At 52.1% G+C, this 22,125-nt stretch carries 16 protein-coding genes; 4 read left to right on the top strand and 12 right to left on the bottom strand.

Annotation, left to right across the window (positions count from 1 at the left end):
- Positions 1 to 124: 124 nt before the first annotated feature.
- Together DEP07_RS12565 and DEP07_RS12560 are read right to left on the bottom strand one after the other, a co-directional pair.
- The gene (locus DEP07_RS12565; RefSeq protein WP_287102560.1) at positions 125 to 2,803 is read right to left on the bottom strand and encodes a sigma-54-dependent transcriptional regulator; all 2,679 of its coding nucleotides are present in this window, start codon (positions 2,801 to 2,803) and stop codon (positions 125 to 127) included.
- Positions 2,804 to 2,949: 146 nt separating this feature from the next.
- Positions 2,950 to 4,707, bottom strand: a complete 1,758-nt coding sequence (locus DEP07_RS12560) for a methyl-accepting chemotaxis protein (protein WP_122962451.1) — start codon at positions 4,705 to 4,707, stop codon at positions 2,950 to 2,952.
- Between the two features lie 257 nt (positions 4,708 to 4,964).
- Between DEP07_RS12560 and DEP07_RS12555 the strand changes: the two genes are divergently transcribed.
- The 4 genes from DEP07_RS12555 (at position 4,965) to lplT (ending at position 10,407) form a co-directional block, all read left to right on the top strand.
- A complete protein-coding gene (locus tag DEP07_RS12555) occupies positions 4,965 to 6,335 on the top strand; it encodes a sensor histidine kinase (protein ID WP_122962450.1) in 1,371 nt (456 codons plus the stop codon).
- A gap of 25 nt (positions 6,336 to 6,360) precedes the next feature.
- Positions 6,361 to 6,999, top strand: a complete 639-nt coding sequence (locus tag DEP07_RS12550) for a response regulator (RefSeq protein WP_122962449.1) — start codon at positions 6,361 to 6,363, stop codon at positions 6,997 to 6,999.
- 107 nt (positions 7,000 to 7,106) lie between these two features.
- Complete coding sequence (locus tag DEP07_RS12545; RefSeq protein ID WP_173599553.1) at positions 7,107 to 9,215, top strand: AMP-binding protein; 2,109 nt, start codon at positions 7,107 to 7,109, stop codon at positions 9,213 to 9,215.
- Position 9,216: 1 nt separating this feature from the next.
- Positions 9,217 to 10,407 carry a lysophospholipid transporter LplT gene (lplT, locus tag DEP07_RS12540; RefSeq protein ID WP_122962447.1) on the top strand — a complete coding sequence of 397 codons (1,191 nt, stop codon included), beginning with the start codon at positions 9,217 to 9,219 and terminating at the stop codon, positions 10,405 to 10,407.
- Positions 10,408 to 10,512: 105 nt separating this feature from the next.
- Here lplT and DEP07_RS12535 read toward each other — a convergent pair whose 3' ends face one another.
- The 10 genes from DEP07_RS12535 to DEP07_RS12490 all read right to left on the bottom strand — a co-directional run bounded on the left by DEP07_RS12535 (position 10,513) and on the right by DEP07_RS12490 (position 21,966).
- On the bottom strand, positions 10,513 to 12,474 hold the full coding sequence (locus tag DEP07_RS12535; protein ID WP_370641113.1) for a bifunctional metallophosphatase/5'-nucleotidase: 1,962 nt from the start codon (positions 12,472 to 12,474) through the stop codon (positions 10,513 to 10,515).
- Between the two features lie 232 nt (positions 12,475 to 12,706).
- On the bottom strand, positions 12,707 to 14,482 hold the full coding sequence (gene recQ / locus DEP07_RS12530) for a DNA helicase RecQ (RefSeq protein ID WP_287102559.1): 1,776 nt from the start codon (positions 14,480 to 14,482) through the stop codon (positions 12,707 to 12,709).
- Positions 14,483 to 14,632: 150 nt separating this feature from the next.
- Entirely contained in the window at positions 14,633 to 15,274 is a 642-nt protein-coding gene (locus tag DEP07_RS12525) for a GNAT family N-acetyltransferase (RefSeq protein ID WP_280648681.1), read from the bottom strand.
- 18 nt (positions 15,275 to 15,292) lie between these two features.
- On the bottom strand, positions 15,293 to 16,063 hold the full coding sequence (locus DEP07_RS12520; protein WP_173596291.1) for a MerR family transcriptional regulator: 771 nt from the start codon (positions 16,061 to 16,063) through the stop codon (positions 15,293 to 15,295).
- 80 nt (positions 16,064 to 16,143) lie between these two features.
- Positions 16,144 to 16,713: a VanZ family protein gene (locus DEP07_RS12515; protein WP_242773647.1), complete on the bottom strand. Its 570-nt coding sequence runs from the start codon at positions 16,711 to 16,713 to the stop codon at positions 16,144 to 16,146.
- Positions 16,688 to 17,596, bottom strand: a complete 909-nt coding sequence (locus tag DEP07_RS12510) for a D-alanyl-D-alanine carboxypeptidase family protein (protein WP_122962441.1) — start codon at positions 17,594 to 17,596, stop codon at positions 16,688 to 16,690. The genes DEP07_RS12515 and DEP07_RS12510 overlap by 26 nt, the downstream gene beginning before the upstream one ends.
- A 107-nt stretch (positions 17,597 to 17,703) precedes the next feature.
- Entirely contained in the window at positions 17,704 to 18,816 is a 1,113-nt protein-coding gene (locus DEP07_RS12505) for a sensor histidine kinase (protein WP_287102558.1), read from the bottom strand.
- Positions 18,806 to 19,498: a response regulator transcription factor gene (locus tag DEP07_RS12500; RefSeq protein WP_370641088.1), complete on the bottom strand. Its 693-nt coding sequence runs from the start codon at positions 19,496 to 19,498 to the stop codon at positions 18,806 to 18,808. The genes DEP07_RS12505 and DEP07_RS12500 overlap by 11 nt, the downstream gene beginning before the upstream one ends.
- 220 nt (positions 19,499 to 19,718) lie before the next feature.
- Complete coding sequence (gene fumC, locus DEP07_RS12495) at positions 19,719 to 21,107, bottom strand: class II fumarate hydratase (protein WP_122962438.1); 1,389 nt, start codon at positions 21,105 to 21,107, stop codon at positions 19,719 to 19,721.
- Positions 21,108 to 21,288: 181 nt separating this feature from the next.
- Complete coding sequence (locus tag DEP07_RS12490) at positions 21,289 to 21,966, bottom strand: MgtC/SapB family protein (RefSeq protein ID WP_063228806.1); 678 nt, start codon at positions 21,964 to 21,966, stop codon at positions 21,289 to 21,291.
- Positions 21,967 to 22,125 lie beyond the last annotated feature (159 nt).

The raw sequence follows: 22,125 nt of genomic DNA, 5'->3' as shown, positions 1-22,125 counted from the left end.
CACCAAAAAGGGCACCGTTGTCGCATTTTAAGAGTCGCAAAGTCAGCTTGCGCCAAAAGTGTTTGAATGAAAGCGCTATAGTGTTTGGGAAACAGGGACAATTTGGCAAAAAATAAAACACTAGCTACACCAGTGTTTTATTGTGTATGAAGAAATTCATGACGAAACAGACATCGTCCTCACTAAAAGTCACGTCGTATTTGTCTGCCAACGGCTGCAACTCATGGCGGATCAGGTTGTACAGCGTGCGATTGCCCGCTAAAAATACGGCTTTGTCTGTATACGCGATGGAATGCTCTCCTGCTTTCAGCCGATCGACGAGACAACAAATGTGCAAATAGGCTCCGATTCTCGTATCAAAAGTAAGCGTGTTGCCCAGTCTTTCTTCCATGCGGGTCACACACGTCCTGACGTCATCGAGAATGTCCTGCCCTTTTACCATTTTCAGATGTTCTTTGAGCGATTGTTTCATTTTCACGTACGCTTCTTCCAGGTCGATCAGCTGCTGGATATCGGACAGCGCCTCGCCGTTCATCACATCATCCATGCTGTAGCAGCGCAAGCCGCGATCGAGCATGTAATTGCTCACGACGCACAAAACGGTCCGTTCTTCCTTGATTTTTTTCAGCCGACTTTTGGCCTGTGCTTTGTCCAGCAGTTGCAGCGGCACAAATTCCAACAGCTTTTCGTCATAGCGCAGCCGCGATTCCAGCAGTTGTTTTAAAAATAGCGCGCTGCCCTCGCCCGACAGGCAGGCTGCTACAATCGTCAAAGCTGGCGACAGCTTGGCTGGCGGCTCCTTGGGCAGCTCCTCGCGATGCAGCATCGATATGCTGACGACATCGCGGTACACATCCTCCAAAGAATGTCCGAGCATGGCCTTGCGCGTCGCTTCGATGACGTGCGGAGTGCTCACCATCGGCACTACCTTTACCGGGATTCCCAGTTCCTTTTCGATCATTTCCCCAAAACCGAGCAGCGAGCCCATATCGACGAGCAAAAGCAGGCCGGATGCGCTGCCGATGTCCCGCGCTGTCTTGATCGCCTGCTCCAGCACAAGCATGGAGTCTTCTTCCAGCGGCAAGTCAATTGCCCGCGCGTATTGGGTGACAAGCAACCGATTGGTCACGTCGACCATGGCTGTCGCGCCTCCGCTGCCGTGTGTAATGACAAGCACGCCCACCGTTTCCCGCTCCTCTTGCATGCTCTCGTCATCCAGCACGAAAAACATGGTGAGGTAGCCCGCTTCGCCAATCGGCAAGTCCATGAGCAAAGCTTCCTCGATCATCCGCACGCATTCCAATGCTACAGCGAACTCTTTTTTGTACTTGAGCCGCACGCTGTTGATATGCGGATGGACGATCTGCTTCCCTTGCGACAATCGCTCCTTTGACGTCTGGATGTGCAGCGCCAGCCCGAAGATTACTTTTTGGCTCAAAATTTTCTCCAGCTTCGCTTCCGCATAGCGCACGATGTCTTCGACCAGGTGGATAATGATCGGATCAATGATACGTGCCATATCTCCTTTGTTGATTCGCTGATGAACCCCTTTGATAAAAGTCGTGAAGTAGTTTTCTATGTCAAATTCCAGCTCTTCTTCGCTGACGCCCTGATTTTGCAGCTCGTATATTTTCTGCTCGATCTTTTCATAGACGCTGTTGGCAGCATCCTCCTGCTCGCCGCCAAACCAGATGCTTTCCTCGGAGGGCTGCACGACAAAACATTTGTGCTCGGTGCCAATCAGCTCGTCCAGCTCCTGCCTGTAGTCTTTTGCCATGAGCAGTCCCTGCTTGACGTGATGCGGCACATCCTGAATGGAGATGTGCAAAACATGCTTTTTCAGGGAGATATACTCGGCATAAGCGCTGGCGCAGGTCAGCTGGATGTCGGTCTTCAGTTGTCCGATGTTGTTGGGGCAGTGATAGCAAAGAAACGCCTGCAACACGCTCGCTGATATTTGAATCTCCCGGCCCAAGCGAAACGCTTCTTCACGGAAAATTTCCATGACGAGCCCGAGACGCTCCTCCATCCCCCGCTCCAGCAATGAGGGGAGCTTGATCACCATCGGTATGCGGCGCATGAACGTCTTGAGCAAGCTCGACTCCGGATTTTCGGTCGTCGCCATGACGATTTGCACCTGAGCCGTACGTTCCACTTCCGTCTCGCCGACCCGCCGGAATGTCCCTTTGTCCATGAAGGTAAAAAAGATTTCCTGGCCTTCCGCTGGCAGCCGATGAACCTCATCGAGAAACAGAATGCCGCCGTCCGCCTTCTCTACCAAGCCTTTGCGATCCATTTCCGCTCCGGTGTACGCGCCCTTTTTGACTCCGAACAATTGACTGATCAAAAGCTGCGGATTGTTGGCGTAGTCAGCGCAGTTAAAGACGATGAAGGGCGCCCCCTTGTCCAGACGGCCGATATCCACAGCAAACTCGTGAATCATGCCCGCAAACCACGACTTGCCCACTCCCGTCTCCCCGAGAATCAGACAATGCATGCCGCGCGGCGGATACAGCACAGCCGCTTTGGCCTGCTCGATGCGCGTAATCAGGCTTTTGTTTTTCTTCGCCAGCCTGTCCAATGCAGTTTGCGCCAGGTAGAGCGAATCCTTCGCCTGTTTGACATAAAACAGGGTAGGACGCCCCTCCTCCTTTTCGATGCGGCCTTCCTTCCACAAACGGTTCAAATCACTGCTTACGTTGGCGCGGCTAAGACCCAGCAGCTCAGCCAGCTCGCTTGCACTGAGCTTTGTATCAGGACCTGAATCAAGCAGCTTCTGGTAAATGAAATCCACTCGTTTCATTGCGATCACCTGCCTCACAACTTGTCCGTTTTCATTTCAACAACATTTTGGAAAAACCTGCTTACCCATGAATATGATGGATGTACATGCCTCATCACGAAAAAACAGCCACCCTTCCAAACAGACAGGGTGGCTGTGTACAGTCGCTATACATTGACTTGCTGAATCGCTTTTCTCATGTCCAGCGTGTTGGCATTCAGGACAGCAGAAGCATCGTACACTTGTTTCATCATCTCCAGCTGCCTGTTCGTCATCGTCCGAATCTGTTCCGTCTGCTCGCTCACACCGGAAGCGATGTGCGCAATGCTGTTGACCGTAGCCGCTACTTCCTCAGACCCGGCAGACAGCTGCTCTGTCGTGACGGATACTTCCTGCACCTGCTCACTGACCAGCATGAACGCCTTGACCGCATGCAAAAACGATCGCTCTGCTTCAGTCGACAACTCTACGCCCTCTTTAATCTCGGTCGTGACCGTCTCCATCTCGACACTGATTTTCTCCGAATCTTTTCCGATGTTGCCCAACAAAGCAGTGATTTGCTGGACAGAAGCGGCCGAGGCATTCGCCAGCTTGCCTACCTCCTGCGCCACAATCGTAAAGCCGAGTCCGTGTTCGCCCGCTCTCGCCGCTTCAATCGAGGCGTTCAGCGCGAGAATTTTCGTCTGCTCCGTGAAGCCTTGGATCGTGCCTAGCACATGCTCGATTTCCTGCGAATACGCTTTCAATTTTTTGGCGATCTCATAAGTCTGCTCAGCCGAAAGCGAAATGTCTTGCATCTGCTGGCTCATCCGTTTCATTGCCGCGTCACCGGATTGGGCGATTTCCAAAGCGTGAATGGAAGCATCGGACACCGTAGCGGAAGATTCAGCGATCCGCGCTATGCCAAGTGCAATCTCTTCAATCGCATTCGCACTGTCGTCCGCGCTTTTCTTTTGCGCGTGCGCTCCGTCGTAAATGACTTTGACGCTGTCATTCATGCTCTCTCCCATCTCCAGCATCTCATCGGCACTCACTGCCAGTTCTTTCGATGAGAGGACCAAATGATCGGACGTCTTGTCCATATTCACTACCAGTCCGCGAACCCGGCTGTGCAGATGTTCGGACATCGTCAGCATAGACTGATAGACGGTGCCGATTTCATCCACGGACTTTACCGGAGAGGAACGCAAAATGACTCCGGCTGCCGCCAGATCGCCCTCGGCCAGCTTCTCCGCGCTCTCCTTGACGACATGCAACGGACGCAATGCCCGCTGGACAAACCAGACAATCGCGAGCACAGCCGCGAACATGACAACGAGCATCAGGATGTAGATCGGAACGCTTTTCCACAGCACGTTGGTCGCCAACTGCTCGTACACCTTTACATCGGTATCAATCCCCAACGCCCCGAGCACTGCACCGCTTTTGTCTTTGACAGGAACATACGCCGATATGTAAGTCCCGTACTCCGGATTTTCGATAATGGGCGAGCTTGCCTTGTTCCCCGCCATAATCGCCTTCACAGCATCTGGGGGCATATCTGTCACTTCATCAATCGGAGAAGCAGCCGGATCGTTGGGCGGACGTCCATCAATCATAATTTTCGGCACTTGATTCTCATCAAATCGCACGAAGTAGACGTAAATCGCTCCGATTTGTGTGCGGAACACATCCAGCTCCTGTCTAAGCTCCCAGTACAGGTCCGTTTCCTTCGGCTGCTTCAGAAAATCAGCATACTGCTCCGGCTTCATTTGAGCAGCATAGCTTTCTGCAATGCGCATGTTGTAATTGTTGATTCCTTCTTCAACCGCATCTCTCGTCTGCACAATCTGCGTGGCAATGTTTCCCGCAGCGACCAGAACCAAGACGGAGATGATGACACACAAAATACGAACAATCAGATGCTTTTTCATAAATGACATCATTCGTCTGCTTCTCCTCCGCGTCTCATGATCAATAAAAATGAGTTCTGTATGACTATCTGCATGAATACCATCATAGGCGATTTTTGGAATCAGGAACAGAGCATATAGTTCAAAATACCCATATCTGTCACAATTTTTTCACTCTTCCCCGCAGATCGTCTCTGTTCGCTTTTCATGGACAGTTGATTAATTTTCGTTTCATTCTCCGCAGTACGATATAATGGTTTTATCATGACTGACAGGAGATCACGATTGCCATGATGGTTTTCACCTTGTTCACCATGTGGGCATTGGGCCTGCTGGCTCTGTTCACCGACCCGAAACGGACGTCGATCCGCTGGGCCTGTGCCACTGCCTTTGTCGGAGGGGCTGGCTTTCTCTCTGCGGTCATCGATGAAACGATCATGCCGCTTTGGGCGGAGATGTTCACCATGACGCCTGGTACAGAACAAACCTTGCTTTTTCTCAGCCGCCTGTCGTCTTTTATTTGTCAGGTCGGACTGCCTTATTCGTTTCTCATGTTCGCCGTGCATTCGGCGGAGTTTCTTGCGCGCAGAACCAAACTCATCACGCAGTTTGCTGCGCTCTGCTTCCCGGTCTCGATGCTTGCCATTACGCCGATCCACCCGGTTTTGGCCTTCAACTACTGGATCATGGTCGCCTGGGTCATTCCTTTTTTTCTGGTTTCGTGCACGCTGCTCATCGTACAGTACCGGAGCGAGAAAGACCCGCTGGTCAAAAAGAACAGCTTTTTCACCAACGTGCTGATTATCGTCCCGCTCTTTTTCGTCTTTATTTTTATTTACGTCATGCGCATCCAAAACGATTACGAAGCCTGGCGGTACAACATGCTCGTCGTCGCCATCCAGTTCATTCTGATTGTCGCCATCAGCCTGAAATACGGGTTCCTCGGCGTCCGGCTGCGCGTAGAAAAAAGACGCCTGGACAGCACGCTGCGTGCTCTCACATCCGGTGCGCAAATCATTAATCATACGATCAAAAACGAAGCAGGAAAAATCTCCTTGTACGCGGATCGCATCGAAACGTATGCAAAGGAAACAAACCAGCCAGGCTTACAGGAAGATGCCGTAGTGCTCCTGCAATCGTCCCAGCACATGCTGGACATGATGAACCGCATCCAAACCCAGCTGCGCGACGTGGAGCTGCAAGAGTCCCCTACTGCGCCGAGCGAAATCGTCACACAAGTCATCCACAATTTGAAGCCGTACACGGAAAAATATCAGGTTCAAGTGGAAGCCGAGCTGGATGAGAGCCTTCGTCTGCGCTGCGATGCCGTGCAGCTGCGGGAAGTGTTGACCAATCTGTGCATGAACGCGATCGAAGCGATGCGCTCCGGCGGAAAGCTCCATGTGCAGCTCTTTTTGTCCAATCGGCATCTCGTCATCGCCGTTGCGGATACGGGAACAGGTATTTCCAAAGAAAATTTGCCGCATGTCCTCGATCCGTTTTTCTCTACCAAAAGAACCGGACAAAACTTCGGGCTTGGCCTGTCTTATTGCTACAATGTCATGCAAAAACATCAAGGAATGCTGGAAATATACAGCGAGCAGGGAAAAGGCACGACCGTCTTTCTGTTCTTCCCGAAAAAACGCGTCATAACACATTGATGAAAGCAGGAAGGGGGCTATCGGCATGGAAGCCATCAAAGTATTTCTCGTAGAAGATGATCCCGTCTGGCGAAAAGGTCTGATCGATTACTTGAACAAAGAGCCGGGTCTGGCCGTGGTCGGCGAGGCAGGGACCAAAGCAGAAGCTGTGGAGCGGTTTTTGAACGCAGGCGCTGACATCGTCCTCATGGATATCAACCTGACCGAAAACAATCTCGATGGCATCGAAACGGCCATGGAGCTGATTTCCCTGCAAGCGGACTGTAAAATCATCATGCTGACGTCATTGACAGCCGAGGACGTCATCGTCGAGTCCTTTTCCGCTGGTGCCGTCAATTACATCAGCAAATCCAGCTTCAAGGAAATTCCCGAAGCGATCCGCGCTGCCCACAACCGCCAGTCGGCGATTCACCCGACCGCCGCAGCCGCTTTGCGCAACGAGTTTTTGCGCCTGAAAAACGAGGAGAACCAAAAGCTGCTTTCCCCGGCAGAAAAGGACATCCTCCAACTGATTCACCAAGGAAAAACCCAGACGCAAATCGAACAATCCTTGCACATCACCAAGCGCACGATCAAAAACCACATCAACCGCATCCTGAAAAAAATGGGCGTGAAAACGAGCAAGGAAGCGGCCTCCAAAGCCAGCCAAAAGAAGCTGTTCTAGGTCTTATTACCAGGTACCAATGAATGTTGGTACTTTTTTTACTTCCCCCACTCCTTACAATGAAAACATAAAGCAACGCCATTATTCCTTGTAAAGGTGTGGTCCACATGGTCCTCATTCATTCCTTCCTGAAAATGATTTTAATGCTGTGGTTTCGACCTCGCGTTCACGGACTAAACAAAATCGATCTGACGCAGCCGTCTCTGATCATTCCCAATCACGTCTCCCTGCTGGACGCGGTGCTCCTGTCGTTCTGTTTGCCAAAAGGAGCGACCTTCGTCGTCAACACGGAGATCGCCAAGCGCTTCGCCTTCTTCCTGCGCTTCCGCAAGCACATCGCCATCGATCCGCTGAACCCTTACTCGATCCGCCATATGCTGCGGGTGATCCGCAAAGGGGAGACGCTGGTGATCTTTCCGGAAGGCCGCATCACGACGACTGGCGGCCTGATGAAAATTTACAGCGGCGTAGGCTACCTCGCCATGAGAACGGGCGCGACTGTTTATCCGATCGCGATCAACGGACTGGAGCGCTCGATCTTCTCCTATCTGAAAGGCAAGCTGCGTCTCCAACTGTTTCCACTCGTCACTATGACCGTAGGCACCCCGTTCACCATCGCACGCGAAGAAAACCGTTCGATGCGCGAGCAAAAAGCAGCAGCCAATGACCTGATCCTCCGTACGTTGCAAGATGAAATTTTTCAAAGCCGAATGAAGCAAAATGTAAACCTGTTCGATGAAACGATTGCAGCCGCGCGCCTTAACGGATCAAAAATGGAAATCGCCAAAGACTTGACCACAGCGATCAACTATCGCACGTTGCTGATCGGAAGCTACTTGCTCGGCAAAAAATTGCAGCAGCCGCTGACGGGAAAACCAGTGGTCGGCGTGTTCCTCCCGAACTCGGTCGGTCACCTGATTACGTTGCTGTCCTTGTTTTCGATCGGAAAAACACCTGCAATCCTAAACTTTTCGCTCGGCATCCGCTCGCTTCTGGACTGCTGCGAGACTGCCCATATCGACACGATCCTGACATCGCGCGCCTTCATCGAAAAAGGCAAGCTGGATCACATCATCGCTGGCCTGTCGCCGAGCATGCAAGTGATTTATCTCGAAGATTTGAAAGCATCGGCGACCGCTTTTGACAAACTGGCTGCCTTTGGCTCCTATCTGACTGGCAAAAAAGCGGCGCACGGCGCCAATGAGCTGATCCTGTTCACTTCCGGCAGCGAAAGCAAGCCAAAAGGCGTCGTGCTGACGCACACCAACCTGTATGCGAATATCCAGCAGGTGACCAGCATGATCGACATTACGAGCCGCGACAAGTTTTTCAATGCATTGCCGATGTTCCACAGCTTCGGCTTGACTGCCGGCACGCTTTTGCCAGTCGTCAAAGGGATTCCCGTCTACTTGTACCCTAGCCCGCTGCACTACAAGGCGATTGCGGAGCTGGTGTACGACCAGAACGCGACGATTTTGTTCGGCACCTCGACGTTTATGGCAGGCTACGGACGAATGGCGCACCCGTATAACTTTTACTCGCTGCGCTATGTGTTCGCCGGAGCGGAAAAACTGAAAGACGATGTTCGCAAGCTGTGGATGGAGAAATTCGGCGTGCGGATTTTTGAAGGGTACGGGGCAACCGAAACGGCGCCGATTCTCGCTTTGAACACCCCGCTGGCGAACAAACCCGGTACGGTGGGACGCTTGGTGCCTGGCATGTCGTATCGCCTCGATCCTGTCGCCGGAATCGACGCAGGCGGAGAGCTGCTCGTCAAAGGCCCGAACGTCATGAAAGGCTACCTGATCCACGGAAAAGGCTTCGTTCCGGCAGAAGAGTGGTATCACACCGGAGATTTGGTGACAGCCGACCAGGAAGGTTTTCTCAGCATCCAGTCCAGACTGAAACGCTTCGCCAAGATCGGCGGCGAAATGGTCTCGCTGAATCTGATTGAAGAATTGGCGATGCAATGCTTTGGACATTCCGGCTTCGCTGCGATTACCGTCAATGATCAGCGAAAAGGCGAGCGCGTCCTGCTGTTTACGACAGACGAAAATGTGGCGCTCGGTCAACTGCGCTCGTATTTGACCGAAAAGCAATACTCGCCACTGCTCATCCCTGGCACCATGCAGTTCATCAAGACATTGCCGCTGCTCGGGAGCGGGAAAACCGATTACGTCAGTCTGAAGCAACTCGCAGAAAGTGGAGGAAACTGATGTGAAAACGCGACTACAACCATTGCAAGCTCTGTATTTCACGCAATTCCTTTCGGCTTTTGCAGACAACATGATTTTGTTTGTCATCGCCAACTTGTTGCGGGAGAACGGTTTTTCTCCCGCGATGCTCGCACTCGTATCGATTTCCTTTTTTCTGCCTTACGTATTTCTGGCTCCGCTCGTCGGACCTTTTGCCGACAAACATGCCAAATCGTTTGTCCTGGTGATCGGGAACTTGATCAAAGCACTCGGCGTCGTACTCTTGTTTGTGATCGATCATTCGAGCATTTTGCTGTTGATGCTCAGTTACTTTACGGTAGGCGTGGGAGCCGTCGTATACTCGCCTGCCAAGTACGGCATTTTGCCAGAGCTGACGCGCAATGAAAATGAGTTGTTCCAGGCCAATGCGCGCATCGAAGCGTATACGATCGTCGCCATTTTGACCGGAATCGGCGGAGGCGGAGCGATTGCCTCCACGACCGCACCGCTCTTGTCGTCGAGCATCTGTCTCGCTCTCTACTTGCTGTCACTGGGCATGACCTTTTTCATCCCGCGCATCAAAGGAAACAGCCTGATTCGATACGGTGCGGAAGCTCGCCGCTTTTTCATCGACTTCCAGCACTTGATGAACCGCCCGGAAACGAGCTTTTCTTTGATCGGCACAGGGGCGTTCTGGATGAGTTCCGCTGTCCTGCGGGTAGCTGTACTGGCCTGGATTCCCGTCGCTCTCGGGATCAATCCGCAAAGCTTCTCCGTCTCGCTGATTTTGGCTACGACTTCCATCGGCATCATCATCGGCGCGTTTCTCGCACCGAAGCTGATTCCGCTGTCCCGCTTCACGCGCTCGGTCGGTTACGGCTTCGGCATGTTTCTCATCATCGTGCTGTTCCCGTGGATTCACGTAATCGGCATCGCCATCTCCCTGCTGCTTTTGGTCGGGTTCATGGGAGGAGTATTCATCATTCCGATGAACACCGTCCTGCAAGAAGAAGGCAAAAAGATGGTCGGCTCCGGGAAAACCATCGCCATTCAAAATTTTATCGAGAATTTCCTGATGGCAGCCGGCTCGGGAATTTACTACCTGATTGTTTACCTCGGCGCTTCCATCTCCGCAGCGATTGTCGGCCAAGGCTTGCTGCTGCTCGTATTCCTGCTGTACCTGGTGAAGCATCGCAAGCGAATCGTCGGTTAGTCGATTAGTTCCTGAAAAAGCTGCGAAAAGAAGACCGCCTGAACAGCAAAAAGCCGTGACTGTAAGCGTCACGGCTTTTTTGGTGCGGTTCGAGACCAAGCTGCGTTATTTCTTCTGTTGCGTAGTCGTCGCAGGGGCAGCAGGGGTTGCTTGCGCTTCCTTGACCGCCGCTGCTTTTCTCGCTTCGTTCAGCAGGCGATAAAACTCGCCTTTTGTTTTCACGTTCGCGAATTTCGCTGCGTCGACTTTTGCCTTCGCTGTCAGTTCCGCGATTTCTTCTTTGGTCACCGCATCTTTGATGTTGATCGAAGCGATATTGGTGTATTTGCCGTCTTCTGTTTTCGGAACGCTCAGGACGCCAGCATTGATCAGCTCTACTACGTCTTTGCGCTCAGGAGCAGAGGTGTCGACGCCGATGATCTTCCAGTTGTTTTGCACTTTTGGCTCATATACGCCTTTTTTCACTTCTTGCAAGTACGCGATAGCGCGGTTGCGGATTGTTCCGCCTGTTTCTCCAAAAGCATCATTTGCTTTGGACGTCCACAGCTGATCGAACTTGCGTCCTTCCAGCGCGCCGCCTTTTGCTTGCAGGGCTTCCATCCGGTACGCATTCATGCCGAGCTTCAAGCTGTCCTCTGGCTTGATTGGTGTTCCGTCGAGCTTGCGCAAGTTGGTGATGCGGCTGCCGTATGGCTTGGTCAGGTCAATCTCGTATTTCACGCCGCCGAAGAAGTCGTTGGTGCTGTATTTGGAAGCGCGGCGTTTCGGGTCAAAGCTGACAGTTACGTCGCCAGGACGAGTGGAATTGAAGTAGCCTACTGCCCACTCCATGTAATCTTTCAAATCTTTTCCGGTCACTTTGTATACTGTGATTTCGCCGAATGTGTACTGATAGTTGTAGGCGATGTCTTTTTTCTTGATCGGGCCGACATCGAGCTTGGCCTTGTCGTTGTCGATCTGGTGAGCGACGACGTCTGCCTTGCTGTAGTAGAGCATCACTTCGTGGAAGAAGTCGGACAGTGGCGTCTCCTGAATTTGCACAGTCGGGATGCCTTCCACCTCGTTTTTCGGCACCAGGTTCATGCCTTTCAGCTCGGCAACAACGATGTTCGCATCTGCGCGGGCAAACTCGTGGAACGGCTTGAGCTTCGTTTCCAGCTCAGGATCGGAAACAGCCGGAGTGCCGTCAGCGCCTTTTACAGGCAAAGCAGTCGCTTCCTTGCTGGTCAGCACAACTTTGCCGTCTTTCTTTTCAAAAGTCAGATCAATGCGCGACAGGTGCGTACCGTATTTGTCCGGCTCGGAAATCAGCACACCGTTGATTTCTTCTTTTTTCACCAGTTTGTGCATGTGGCCCGCAAAAATGGCGGTCAGCTCCGGTACGGCGTTGGCGATATCAGCTACGCCTGTGCCTGGAATGCCGTTTTCGTTCTCGATGCCCATATGCATGACGCCGATCATGACGTCTACCTTGCCTTGCAGTTCTTTTACGGCTTTCTTCGTTTCTTCTACCGGATTTTTGACCACGAGGCCATCCAGATGGTCGGTGCCTTTTTCAAAATCGGTAATCATTGGCGTGTTCATGCCGATCAGACCGATTTTTACGCCTGCGCGCTCTACGATCGTATAAGCAGGCAAGAAACGCTCGCCATTTTCTTTGTAGATGTTGCCCGCGAGAACTGCCCCTTTATACTGGCCGCTGATTTTGTCCAGTACATCCAGTCCGAAGTTGAACTCGTGGTTGCCAAACGCCCAGGCGTCGTAGTTCATTTCGTTCATGGCGACCATCATCGGCGACTGCGGCTGGTCGTTGAACAGTTCAGCGGAGTTGTCTTGTATCGAATCACCTGCATCGACCAGTACGGTGTTCGGATTTTCTTTGCGAATGTCCTTGATCATGGTGAACAGTTGCGTCAGGCTGCCGTTTGTATTCGGGCCGTCGAGCGCATAATCCCATGGCATGAAGCGGCCGTGGATGTCAGATGTGCCCAACAGCGTGATTTTGGTCGGCGCTTCCGCCGCTTTTGTCGGTGCAGCGATTCCCGCCAAGGCACTGCCCAGCACCATTGTGGTCATCGCTACGCTCATCAAGCTTTTTGCCAGTAAAGCTACCTTCTTTTTCATAGTTTCCCCTCTGTTTCTCTCATTCTGTCAGATCCCGTGCGCTGGTAAAGCTTTTCGCTCCTCCTGTTCTCTATTCTAAGAAAATTTTGGCTTTCTCTCTAACTATAGCAGGCAGTGCCGGCGAATGGGACGATTTTTGCTGATTCTCCCCACAAAAAAGCCGCGACAAAAGAAGTCACGGCTTGACGGCAGCGTAGTTTTGCAAGCACTCAAGGAAGAGCTGCCCGTACTTGTCGAATTTGGATTCGCCCACACCTTTGATCTTGAGCATGGCCTGTTTGTCAGTCGGGCAAAGGCTGCTCATTTCCTTCAAAGTGCTGTCGTGGAAAATGACGTACGGCGGCACGCCTTCTTTTTGCGAGATTTCTTTGCGCAGCGTTCGCAGCTGTTCGAACAGCTCGTCATCTTCCGTGAGAGCAACCGGACGGATCGAGATTTTTTGCACGACGCGCTCTTCGCCCATCAAAACGGGCAATGCCCGCTCTCCCAGCTTGACGATCGGGTATTGGCTCTCTGTCACCTGCAAGTACCCTTCCGCGATCAGCAGCTGGATCAGGTCGGCAATTTCTTTTTCCTTGTACTCCTTCATCAGACCGTACGTGGGAAGCTGATCAAATTGGAGCTGGGTCACCTTTTTGTTTTTCGAGCCTTTGAGCACCTGTGCGACCAGTGCCGCGCCGAAGCGTTCCCGCATGCGCTTCACGCAGGAAAAGATTTTTTGCGCTTCGAGCGTGATGTCGCTCAGCTCTGTCTCATCGGTGCAGTTGTGGCAGCGGCCGCACTCCGGGGCATCGGCTTCCCCGAAATACTGCACGATATACTGCTGCAAACACCTCGGCGTCCGGCAGTAATCGACCATGGCGTAGAGCTTTTTGTACTCGTGATCTTTGCGCTCGTCCGTCAGCTGGTTTTGCTCAATGAAAAACGACTGGGTCTGAATATCCTGCGGCTGGTACAGCAAAATGCACTCGCTCGGATCGCCGTCACGCCCGGCGCGCCCGGCCTCCTGATAGTACGCCTCCAGGTTTTTCGGCATGTTGTAATGAATGACATAGCGCACGTTGGACTTGTCGATTCCCATTCCGAACGCATTGGTGGCAACCATCGTGCGAACGTCGTCGAACAGGAAAGCCTCCTGATTGGCAGCACGCTCTTCCTCTGACAGTCCGGCGTGGTATTTGGTGACCGGAAAGCCGCGCTTTGCCAGATCGGCATGAAGAGCATCGACGTCTTTTCTCGTCGCAGCGTAAATAATTCCGGCCTGCTGTCTGTTCGCCTTCAAATAAGATTGGATGAACTCGCGGCGATTTTCCCCTTTGCGCACAGACAGGATGAGGTTGTCCCTGCCAAAGCCCGTGATGAAAAGCCGCTCGTCTGCAAGCGACAGCTGGCGCTTGATATCAGCGGTTACTTCCGGTGTCGCTGTCGCAGTCAAGGCAGCGACGATCGGACGCTCTGGCAGCGTGTCCAAAAAACGGGCGATTTCCAGATAGCTTGGGCGGAAATCATGCCCCCACTGGGAGACACAGTGCGCCTCATCGACAGCGATGAAGGAGATCGGCATATTCCGGATCAGTTGTTGAAACGATTCCGATTCGAGCCGTTCCGGGGCAATGTAGAGCAGCTTGTATTCGCCACGCGCAGCCATCCGCAGGCGCTCCCGCACCTCGCTGTAATCGAGCGAGCTGTTGATTTGCGTAGCGGCAATCCCCATGCTGACCAGTACGTCAACCTGATCCTTCATCAAGGAAATGAGCGGCGAGATGACGATGGTTACCCCGTCAAAAAGCATCGCCGGAACCTGGTAGCAGATTGATTTTCCCCCGCCCGTCGGCATGATGCCTACCGTGTCGTGTCCTTCCAGGAGGCTTTCGATAATTTTCTTTTGTCCCTCGCGAAATGTTTCGTAGCCAAAGTATTTTTGCAAAACTTCTTGCGCTTTATGCAGCAAAGAGAATCACCTTCTCTTTCGATAGAATAGGTCGTAGCTTTCAACTAATTATTAGTGTAAACATAGGCGTTGGGACAAAACAAGGGGAACTGTCAGCATAAAAAAGAGCACCTCGGCGGGTGCTCATGATACTGATCATCCATTTGCGTTTCATGCACTTTCCCCTGCTCTCCGTGTTCGCACCATATACTCCCATTCGTATTCCTTGAACAAAAGCAAGCTGGTCAAGCTTTGTTGTCTGGTTTGGGTGCGAAAAGACAGCTGTTCGTACAATTGCTTGGCACGCTGGTTTTTCCCGGAGACATGCAAACTGAGCTGATCCAGTTGCGGGCGGTCTTGCCATTCATTCAACGCCCATTGCATCAAAAGTTTGCCGACTCCCTTCCCCTGGTGCAGCGGGTGGACAGCTACATCGGCAATATAGCACTCGCCCACTTTCAACTGATGGGTGAGACAGTACAGGCCGATAGTCAGCTTCAACAGCTGCCATTTCCCGAATGTTTTGAACTCATCCCACGGAGGAAACAGACTTTCTTGCTTCGCTTCCTCGGCGGTCTTCCATTTGAGCGAGAGCGTCCCGACAACCTCTCCGTTTTGAACGGCAACGGCTCGCTGACTTGCCGGTTCATCGGGAAAATGATGGAGCAAAATTTCAAAGCACCGCGCCAACTCACTGTCGCTCATTTTGGTTAATGGCTGAAACTTGTTGCGAAAGCTCTCAACAAGCAGACGGCTGACTGGTTGATTGTACTTCGCCTGCATCGGTTCCAGCGTGATCGGTGAGACATTCATAATGCCTGCACCTCCTTTTTACAAGTCAGCAGCGTCCAGCAGTACCCGTAGCTCGTAATGCAAGTGCTGGCCGCTGAACAAAGACAAATACGATTTTTCAATCAGCACAAGCGGTCCGGTCGCGACGAGAGATTGAGCCGCCAGATACTCGTAAAAGCGCTCGATCAACTGGTCGGTTGCCGCATCGCCATTCGCCAGCCCTTGAAAAGTCAAGTATGAGCCGCCCGGCAGTGTCATGTTTCCAGACTCCGGCGCTTCCAGACACAAGGACACCGTTCCCGAACCGTCGTACAAATAGTGGACGTCTGTCTCGAACAGGTTTGGCACCAGCCTTGCCTGTTCAGCGAGTTGTCTCGCCTGAATGTGTGTCTGTTCGTCCATTTCCAGCCAGCGCATGAGACGGACAGGTTCGTACCGCTTTATTTGAAAGGAATCGGGCCGACTCGCAAAATCATGCTGCTCTCGCAATACTTTTTGAATGAATGCTTGCAGTTCCAAAAGCTTGCGAATTTGCGCGTTCGTTTCCAGCAACGACTGGCGGAGCAATTGCTGATATTGATCTGCGGTGAAAGCTGTCAGGCAATCCTTGATGGCAGATACGGATACCCCCAGTCTGCGCAGCAGCAAGATGTGAGACAGCTCGTAAATCTGCTCGATGCTGTACATTCTGTACTGGTTGTCATCGATATAGGCAGGCTGGAAAATGCCTTTCTCTTCAAAGTAGCGAATTTGATGCACAGACACATTCATAATGCGCGCCAGCTCGCTGATTGTGATTTCATTTTTCATGCAACACCACTCCCGGCCAGGATTACCTTAACCTTACACCTTAGGTCAGACCTAAGGTCAACGGCTTTTTGCCTGATCGGTTAATTTCTTGTGGAATGAACAGCCACGGAGCTTCTCCTGTTTTGGACACGCGGAAAAAAGGCCAGCCGCACCAGTCTGTACATGACATAACCCAAAAACCCTCCTGACGTGTTCAGCAAAAGGTCGTCGACGTCAAATGTCCCGCAACTCATGACCAGCTGAGTTGTCTCCAGCAGCAGGCTCAGCAAGAACGAGAGCCACACGACTTTTCCCATTCCGCTCGCCTTTTTGGCAAACAAAAGCGGCAGCAAAAAGCCGAACGGCATAAAAGCCACTATGTTCCCAGCAAAGTTCACCAGACTGTGCCCGCTGCGATGTTGCTGAATCGCGTGCAAATAGCTTTGGATTTCATGAAAAGGCACCAAATTGGCTCGCGTGTGAAAACGCTCCAAAATGGCTCCGGGGTCGCTGCGCACAATCTCCCATTGCGCTGTCAGCAGCTCTCTGTCCAGGCTGCCGAATTTGAACAGCAATATTTTGACCACCAAAAACAAATACAGGGCGAACACGATATAGCCAACGATGGTCACCAGCCCCAGCGGGTTACCCTTTTTTTCGGTCTGACTCAAGGTCGAATCCCCTCTCCAACAACTTCTTCGTCTCCGTAAAACGAATCGCCTCATTTTCTGCGCCCATCACTACGGAGATCAAGCGTTTATCGCCTTGTTTGGCGGTTCCGGTGAAACAGTAGCCTGCCTGATCGGTGAAGCCCGTTTTCAGCCCATCCAGTCCGAGCACGCTCATCGAATGGTCGTCTGCTTGCACCATCAGATTGGTGTTTTTCACTCTTTCTCCTGTTGTAAGCCGCACAGACGGCTGCGCGGTCAAATCCACAATCTCGGGAAAATCCCGGATCAAATAGTAAGCGAGCATTCCCACGTCTCTCGCTGTCATTTCGTTTTGTCCATAATCATAATCCAGTCCGGTCGCATTCACAAATGACGAGGCTGTCAAACCAAGCTCCGCCGCTTTCAAATTCATCTGCTCAGCAAAGGCCGGGGTGCTGCCTGCCAAATATTCGCCAATCGCCACTGCCGCATTGTTCGCTGAGCCGACTGCCATGGCTTCGTACAAGTCTTTCAACGGATAGCTGCGCCCCGGCTCAAGACTGACTCTCGCTCCCTCGGCGCTGGCAGCATTGACGGAAACAGGCACCTCGTCTTCCCACGTTACCCGCTGTTCCTGGATCGCTGCGAGCAGCAGGTACTCGGTCATCATTTTGGACATACTCGCCACCGGATATGCTGTATCGGCGTCTTGCGCATACAAGACTTCGCCTGTCTGACTATCGATCAGGATGGCTGCCCGCGCATCTACATTGGCGTCCAGCACCCGCAAATTCCCCAAGACTTGATTAAGCCGCAGGTCAGCCTCTACGGAAATCGTATCGCGAAAAAACGCAATTCCGACCACCAGAGCCACCAACAACAGCAGCAAATTGCCTCTCCTCATAAAAAAAGCCCTCCTTGCCCGCATGACACGTTCTGCATCCATGCTGATAAGGATAGGCTTTCATATTTAAAAAAATCGCAACCAATGGTAAAGAAAGAGTAAAGGATTTATAACGTTCCGCTTATAGTGCGGGGAAGCCATACGGTGAACGTCGTCCACTCCGGCGTGCTCTCCACAGAAATCGTGCCCTGGTGCAAGTCGATAATGCTTTTGGCGATGGCGAGTCCAAGACCTGATCCGCCTGTTTCTTTGGAGCGCGAGCCTTCCACGCGAAAAAACCGTTCAAACAAGCTCAGCAAATACTCAGCCGGGATGGGCGCCCCGTTGTTGGCAACGGTAATAGCCACTCCCCGCCCCTCAACAAATACGCGCACGAGAATGTCCGTACCGTCACGCCCGTATTTTACCGCGTTGGAAATGAGATTTTCCAACACGCGCACGAGCTTGTCGGTGTCTCCGGTCATTTCGATTTTTTGATCCGGCGTATCGACGTGCAGAGACAGCCCCGCTTCCTGCGCGTCGATGCGAAAACCAACCGATACTTGCTCGACCAGCTCGACCAGATCAAATTGCGTGTGGCTCACATGCGCTCCTCTGTTTCGCACCTTGGTATATTCAAACAGATCGTTGACCAGCACGTTCATCTGTTTGGCCTTTTCATAAGCGATATGGGCGTACTGCTTGATCTGCTGTTCGTCCGTGTACTTGTTCTGCTCGATCAGCCCCAAATATCCAATAATCGAAGTCAACGGAGTGCGCAGGTCGTGGGAAACGTTGGTCACCAGATCATCTTTGGACTGCTCCAGCCGCCGCTCCTCCTCCATCGCATCGCGCGTGCTTTTCACCAGCGCATGAATGCTGTCCACGACATTCCCCAAATTGCCTTCGGGGCGTATGGAAATAACGTGCTCATAGTTTCCTTTGGCAATGTAGTGCAGCTCGGAAATAATTTGCTCCATCTGCTTTTGCTCGACGTATTTGCGAATACGGACGATCGTCCAGGCGGCAAACAAGCCTGTCGCCAAGAGAATGATCGGGATTTTGAAAGAATCTGTCCCGAATGTGCGTCTCAGCATCCAGACGTACTCTTTGATCTGGGGAATGCTGTACAAATATTTGTTGGCGAAATAAGCGGCTGTCTGGAACAGGGCGTAAAAAATCAGCAAGCTGAGCAACAGATCGACGAGAATGCGAAAAAAATACTTGGTACTAAGCTTCAATTTTATAGCCCACCCCCCAGACCGTTTGGATCACCTTCTCGCCCTTCGTCGCTTTCTCCAGCTTCTCCCGCAAGTTGCTGATGTGCACCATGACGGTTTTGTAGGACACGTAGTTCTCCATTTTCCAGCAGCGGTCGAAAATTTCTTCGGAAGAAAATACCCGGTTGGGGTGGCTCGCCAGCAAAAACAGCACGGAAAATTCGAGCGCCGTCAGCTTGATCGGGATGCCGTCCTTCGTCTGGACGACGTGGCTTTGCTTGTCGATAATAAGCGGCCCCGCCTCGATCACATGGTCTTGTTTTTGCTGCTGCACGTAGTTCGCCCGCCGCAGGAGCGACTTCACCCGCGCAATGACCTCCAGCGGATTGAACGGCTTGACGACATAGTCGTCGGCTCCTGTCATCAGTCCCATGATTTTATCCATGTCGTTCGTCTTGGCGCTGGCCATCAAGATCGGGATGGTGGAATTTTTGCGTATGCGTTTTGTCACTTCCAGTCCATCGATATTGGGCATCATCACGTCCAAAATGACGAGATCCATGCTTTTTTGCGCCAGCTTTTCCAGCGCCTGCAAGCCGTCGTAGGCTTTTTCGATTTCGTAGCCTTCGTTGCCCAAATAAATCGCCAGCAAGTCCACAATTTCCTTGTCGTCATCAACGATCAAAATTCTCATTGTCCGCACCTCCGCACGAATCCGAGTCGTTACTGACCACTATAGCAAAAATGTTTAAAGAAAAGCTAAAGCTGCGTCAGGCAGCCCAAATGCTCGGCGAAAATCGCAAGTCCTGGAGCGAGTTCGCCCGCTTCTACACGCCTTCCCAAACAAAAAAGCCGACGGCACTCGCGCCATCGGCTGGATCAGTCGACTCACACACTGGCGTGCGCAAGCTTCCGACTGCTTTCTATTCTTTTGGATGAATCATTTGCTCAGGACGCACTACCGCGTCGAATTGCTCCTCTGTCAAAAGGTTGCTCTTGATCGCTGCTTCCTTGAGCGTAATGCCTTCCTTGTGCGCCAGTTTCGCTACCGCTGCCGCATTTTCATAGCCGATATGCGGGTTGAGCGCCGTTACCAGCATCAGCGAGTTGTTCAGGTTCTCCTTGATAACAGCAAGGTTCGGCTCAATGCCTACCGCGCAATGGTCGTTGAACGACTTGATCGAGTCTGCAAGCAGACGTGCGGATTGCAGGAAATTGTAGATGATAACCGGCTTGAACACGTTCAGCTCGAAGTTGCCTTGACTAGCGGCAAAACCGATAGCGGCATCGTTGCCCATGACTTGGCAAGCTACCATCGTGATCGCTTCGCTTTGCGTCGGGTTCACTTTTCCTGGCATGATGGAGCTGCCCGGCTCATTGGCAGGGATCACGATTTCACCGATGCCGCAGCGCGGGCCGCTCGCCAGCCATCTGACGTCATTGGCGATCTTCATCAAGTCGGCTGCCAGTGCCTTCAACGCGCCATGTACATGCACCAGCTCATCGTGGCTGGTCAGCGCGTGGAATTTATTTTCCGCCGTGACAAACTTTTTGTTGGTCGCTTCACTGATTTCCGCAGCGACCATCTCACCGAAGCGCGGATGTGCGTTGATGCCTGTTCCAACCGCGGTACCGCCAATCGCCAGTTCGCGCAAATACTCGTTGCTTTCCTTGATCATTTTCTCCGTTTTTTCCAGCATGCGCACCCAGCCGCTGATTTCCTGACCGAGTGTCAGCGGGGTAGCATCCTGCAAGTGAGTCCGGCCGATTTTGATGATGTCTATGTATGCTTCGCTCTTTTCTTTCAGCGTCTGTTTCAGCAGGGCGAGTGCAGGCAAAACTTGATCCTCGACTGCGACCAGTCCAGCCATGTGCATGGCAGTCGGGAACGTATCGTTGGAGCTTTGCGATTTGTTCACATCGTCGTTGGCGTGAATGCGCGCGCTGCTGCCTTTTGCCTCCAGCAGTTGGTTGGCGCGGTGCGCGATGACTTCGTTGACGTTCATGTTGGACTGGGTGCCGCTTCCCGTTTGCCAGACAACCAATGGGAAATGCTCGTTCCATTTTCCTGCGATGACTTCGTCTGCTGCTGCCACGATCGCTTCGGCCTTTTCCGCATCCAGCTTGCCCAGCTTTTGGTTAGCCAAAGCTGCGCTTCTTTTCAGAATGGCAAACATGCGGACAACTTCCAGCGGCATTTTTTCTTCACCGATCTCGAAGTTTTGGAAGCTGCGCTGCGTTTGCGCCCCCCACAGCTTGTCGGCAGGCACTTTCATTTCACCCAACGTGTCTTTTTCAATACGAAATTCCATCTCGCATCCTCCTCTATGAATGATTGCCTCTTTTATCATGTCCACTTCTTCCCTTTTGGAATAAAGGCAGACGTATTCAATTAAAATGATAATGATTTTCATTCTTGTTATCAAGAGGAGAAGTGTATATAAAAAACCGCAGCGCCTCTTGTGTGGCAAACTGCGGTTCTTGTCCAAGTGCTTATCTGCTTTCTACCTCGACGGACATCACGTGATCCACAGCTTTCAGCAAGCTGTAAATATCAGTCGTATATGTATTCTCCGAAGCGGTAATCATCATCTCCAGCTTTTGCAGTCCGTTCTCCAGGTCCTTGACCTTGACCCGCTTCACCTGCAGGTCGATGTGCTTAATCTGCTTGAAAATGCCATCCAGATCGCCGCCGCTCTCGACCACGATCTTGATCGACAAATCTCGTTGCCGCAAAGATTCGGGTCCGACCCATTTGAGGATGAGCGGAAACAGGTTGATCGCCAAAATGATCAGGACTGTCGCGGTCACAGCCTCAAAGTAAAAACCTGCTCCCACCGCAATACCCAGCCCGGAAGCCGCCCAGACCATGGAAGCTGTCGTCAGCCCGGAAATCACATCGTTGCTTCTGCGCAAAATGACGCCGGCGCCGAGAAAACCGACCCCGCTGACAATTTGTGCAGCAAGTCGCAACGGGTCCATATTGGTGTGCCCAGGCAAGGAGAACCGATGGACAGACTCAATCGAAACAATCGTAATCAAGCAGCTCGCCACCGATATGACCATGCTTGTCTTCACGCCAAGCGGCTTGTGCTTCAACTGTCTGTCCATCCCGATCAGCAAGCCCAGAAACATCGCAATCCCCAGCTTCATCAAAAAATCATAAGCCATTCGTTTCTCCTCCCCTCTCGTTTAATGTCAGCTTTTCTTCCATCACTCTATTAGAAAGTATATACGCTCTCCCTGAAAAATAGGAGAGAAATTTTTCATCTGCTGCTCCTATTGTAATCCGGCCCCTCTGTCTTCATGATCGGGTAGGAGGCTACCCAT

Source organism: Brevibacillus sp. (genome assembly GCF_003521185.1).
GTDB classification, from domain to species: domain Bacteria; phylum Bacillota; class Bacilli; order Brevibacillales; family Brevibacillaceae; genus Brevibacillus; species Brevibacillus parabrevis.
This window is presented reverse-complemented; position numbering and strand designations above follow the sequence as displayed.

What these genes read in the sequence shown, in the direction of transcription:
- DEP07_RS12545 (WP_173599553.1), top strand. Translation starts at nt 7,107, where the DNA reads ATGGTCCTCATTCATTCCTTCCTGAAAATGATTTTAATGCTGTGGTTT.
- fumC (WP_122962438.1), bottom strand. Translation starts at nt 21,107, where the DNA reads ATGGAATTTCGTATTGAAAAAGACACGTTGGGTGAAATGAAAGTGCCT.
- DEP07_RS12535 (WP_370641113.1), bottom strand. Translation starts at nt 12,474, where the DNA reads ATGGTGCTGGGCAGTGCCTTGGCGGGAATCGCTGCACCGACAAAAGCG.
- DEP07_RS12510 (WP_122962441.1), bottom strand. Translation starts at nt 17,596, where the DNA reads ATGAGGAGAGGCAATTTGCTGCTGTTGTTGGTGGCTCTGGTGGTCGGA.
- DEP07_RS12560 (WP_122962451.1), bottom strand. Translation starts at nt 4,707, where the DNA reads ATGATGTCATTTATGAAAAAGCATCTGATTGTTCGTATTTTGTGTGTC.
- DEP07_RS12565 (WP_287102560.1), bottom strand. Translation starts at nt 2,803, where the DNA reads ATGAAACGAGTGGATTTCATTTACCAGAAGCTGCTTGATTCAGGTCCT.
- DEP07_RS12555 (WP_122962450.1), top strand. Translation starts at nt 4,965, where the DNA reads ATGATGGTTTTCACCTTGTTCACCATGTGGGCATTGGGCCTGCTGGCT.
- DEP07_RS12520 (WP_173596291.1), bottom strand. Translation starts at nt 16,063, where the DNA reads ATGAAAAATGAAATCACAATCAGCGAGCTGGCGCGCATTATGAATGTG.
- DEP07_RS12525 (WP_280648681.1), bottom strand. Translation starts at nt 15,274, where the DNA reads ATGAATGTCTCACCGATCACGCTGGAACCGATGCAGGCGAAGTACAAT.
- DEP07_RS12490 (WP_063228806.1), bottom strand. Translation starts at nt 21,966, where the DNA reads ATGGCTTATGATTTTTTGATGAAGCTGGGGATTGCGATGTTTCTGGGC.
- DEP07_RS12550 (WP_122962449.1), top strand. Translation starts at nt 6,361, where the DNA reads ATGGAAGCCATCAAAGTATTTCTCGTAGAAGATGATCCCGTCTGGCGA.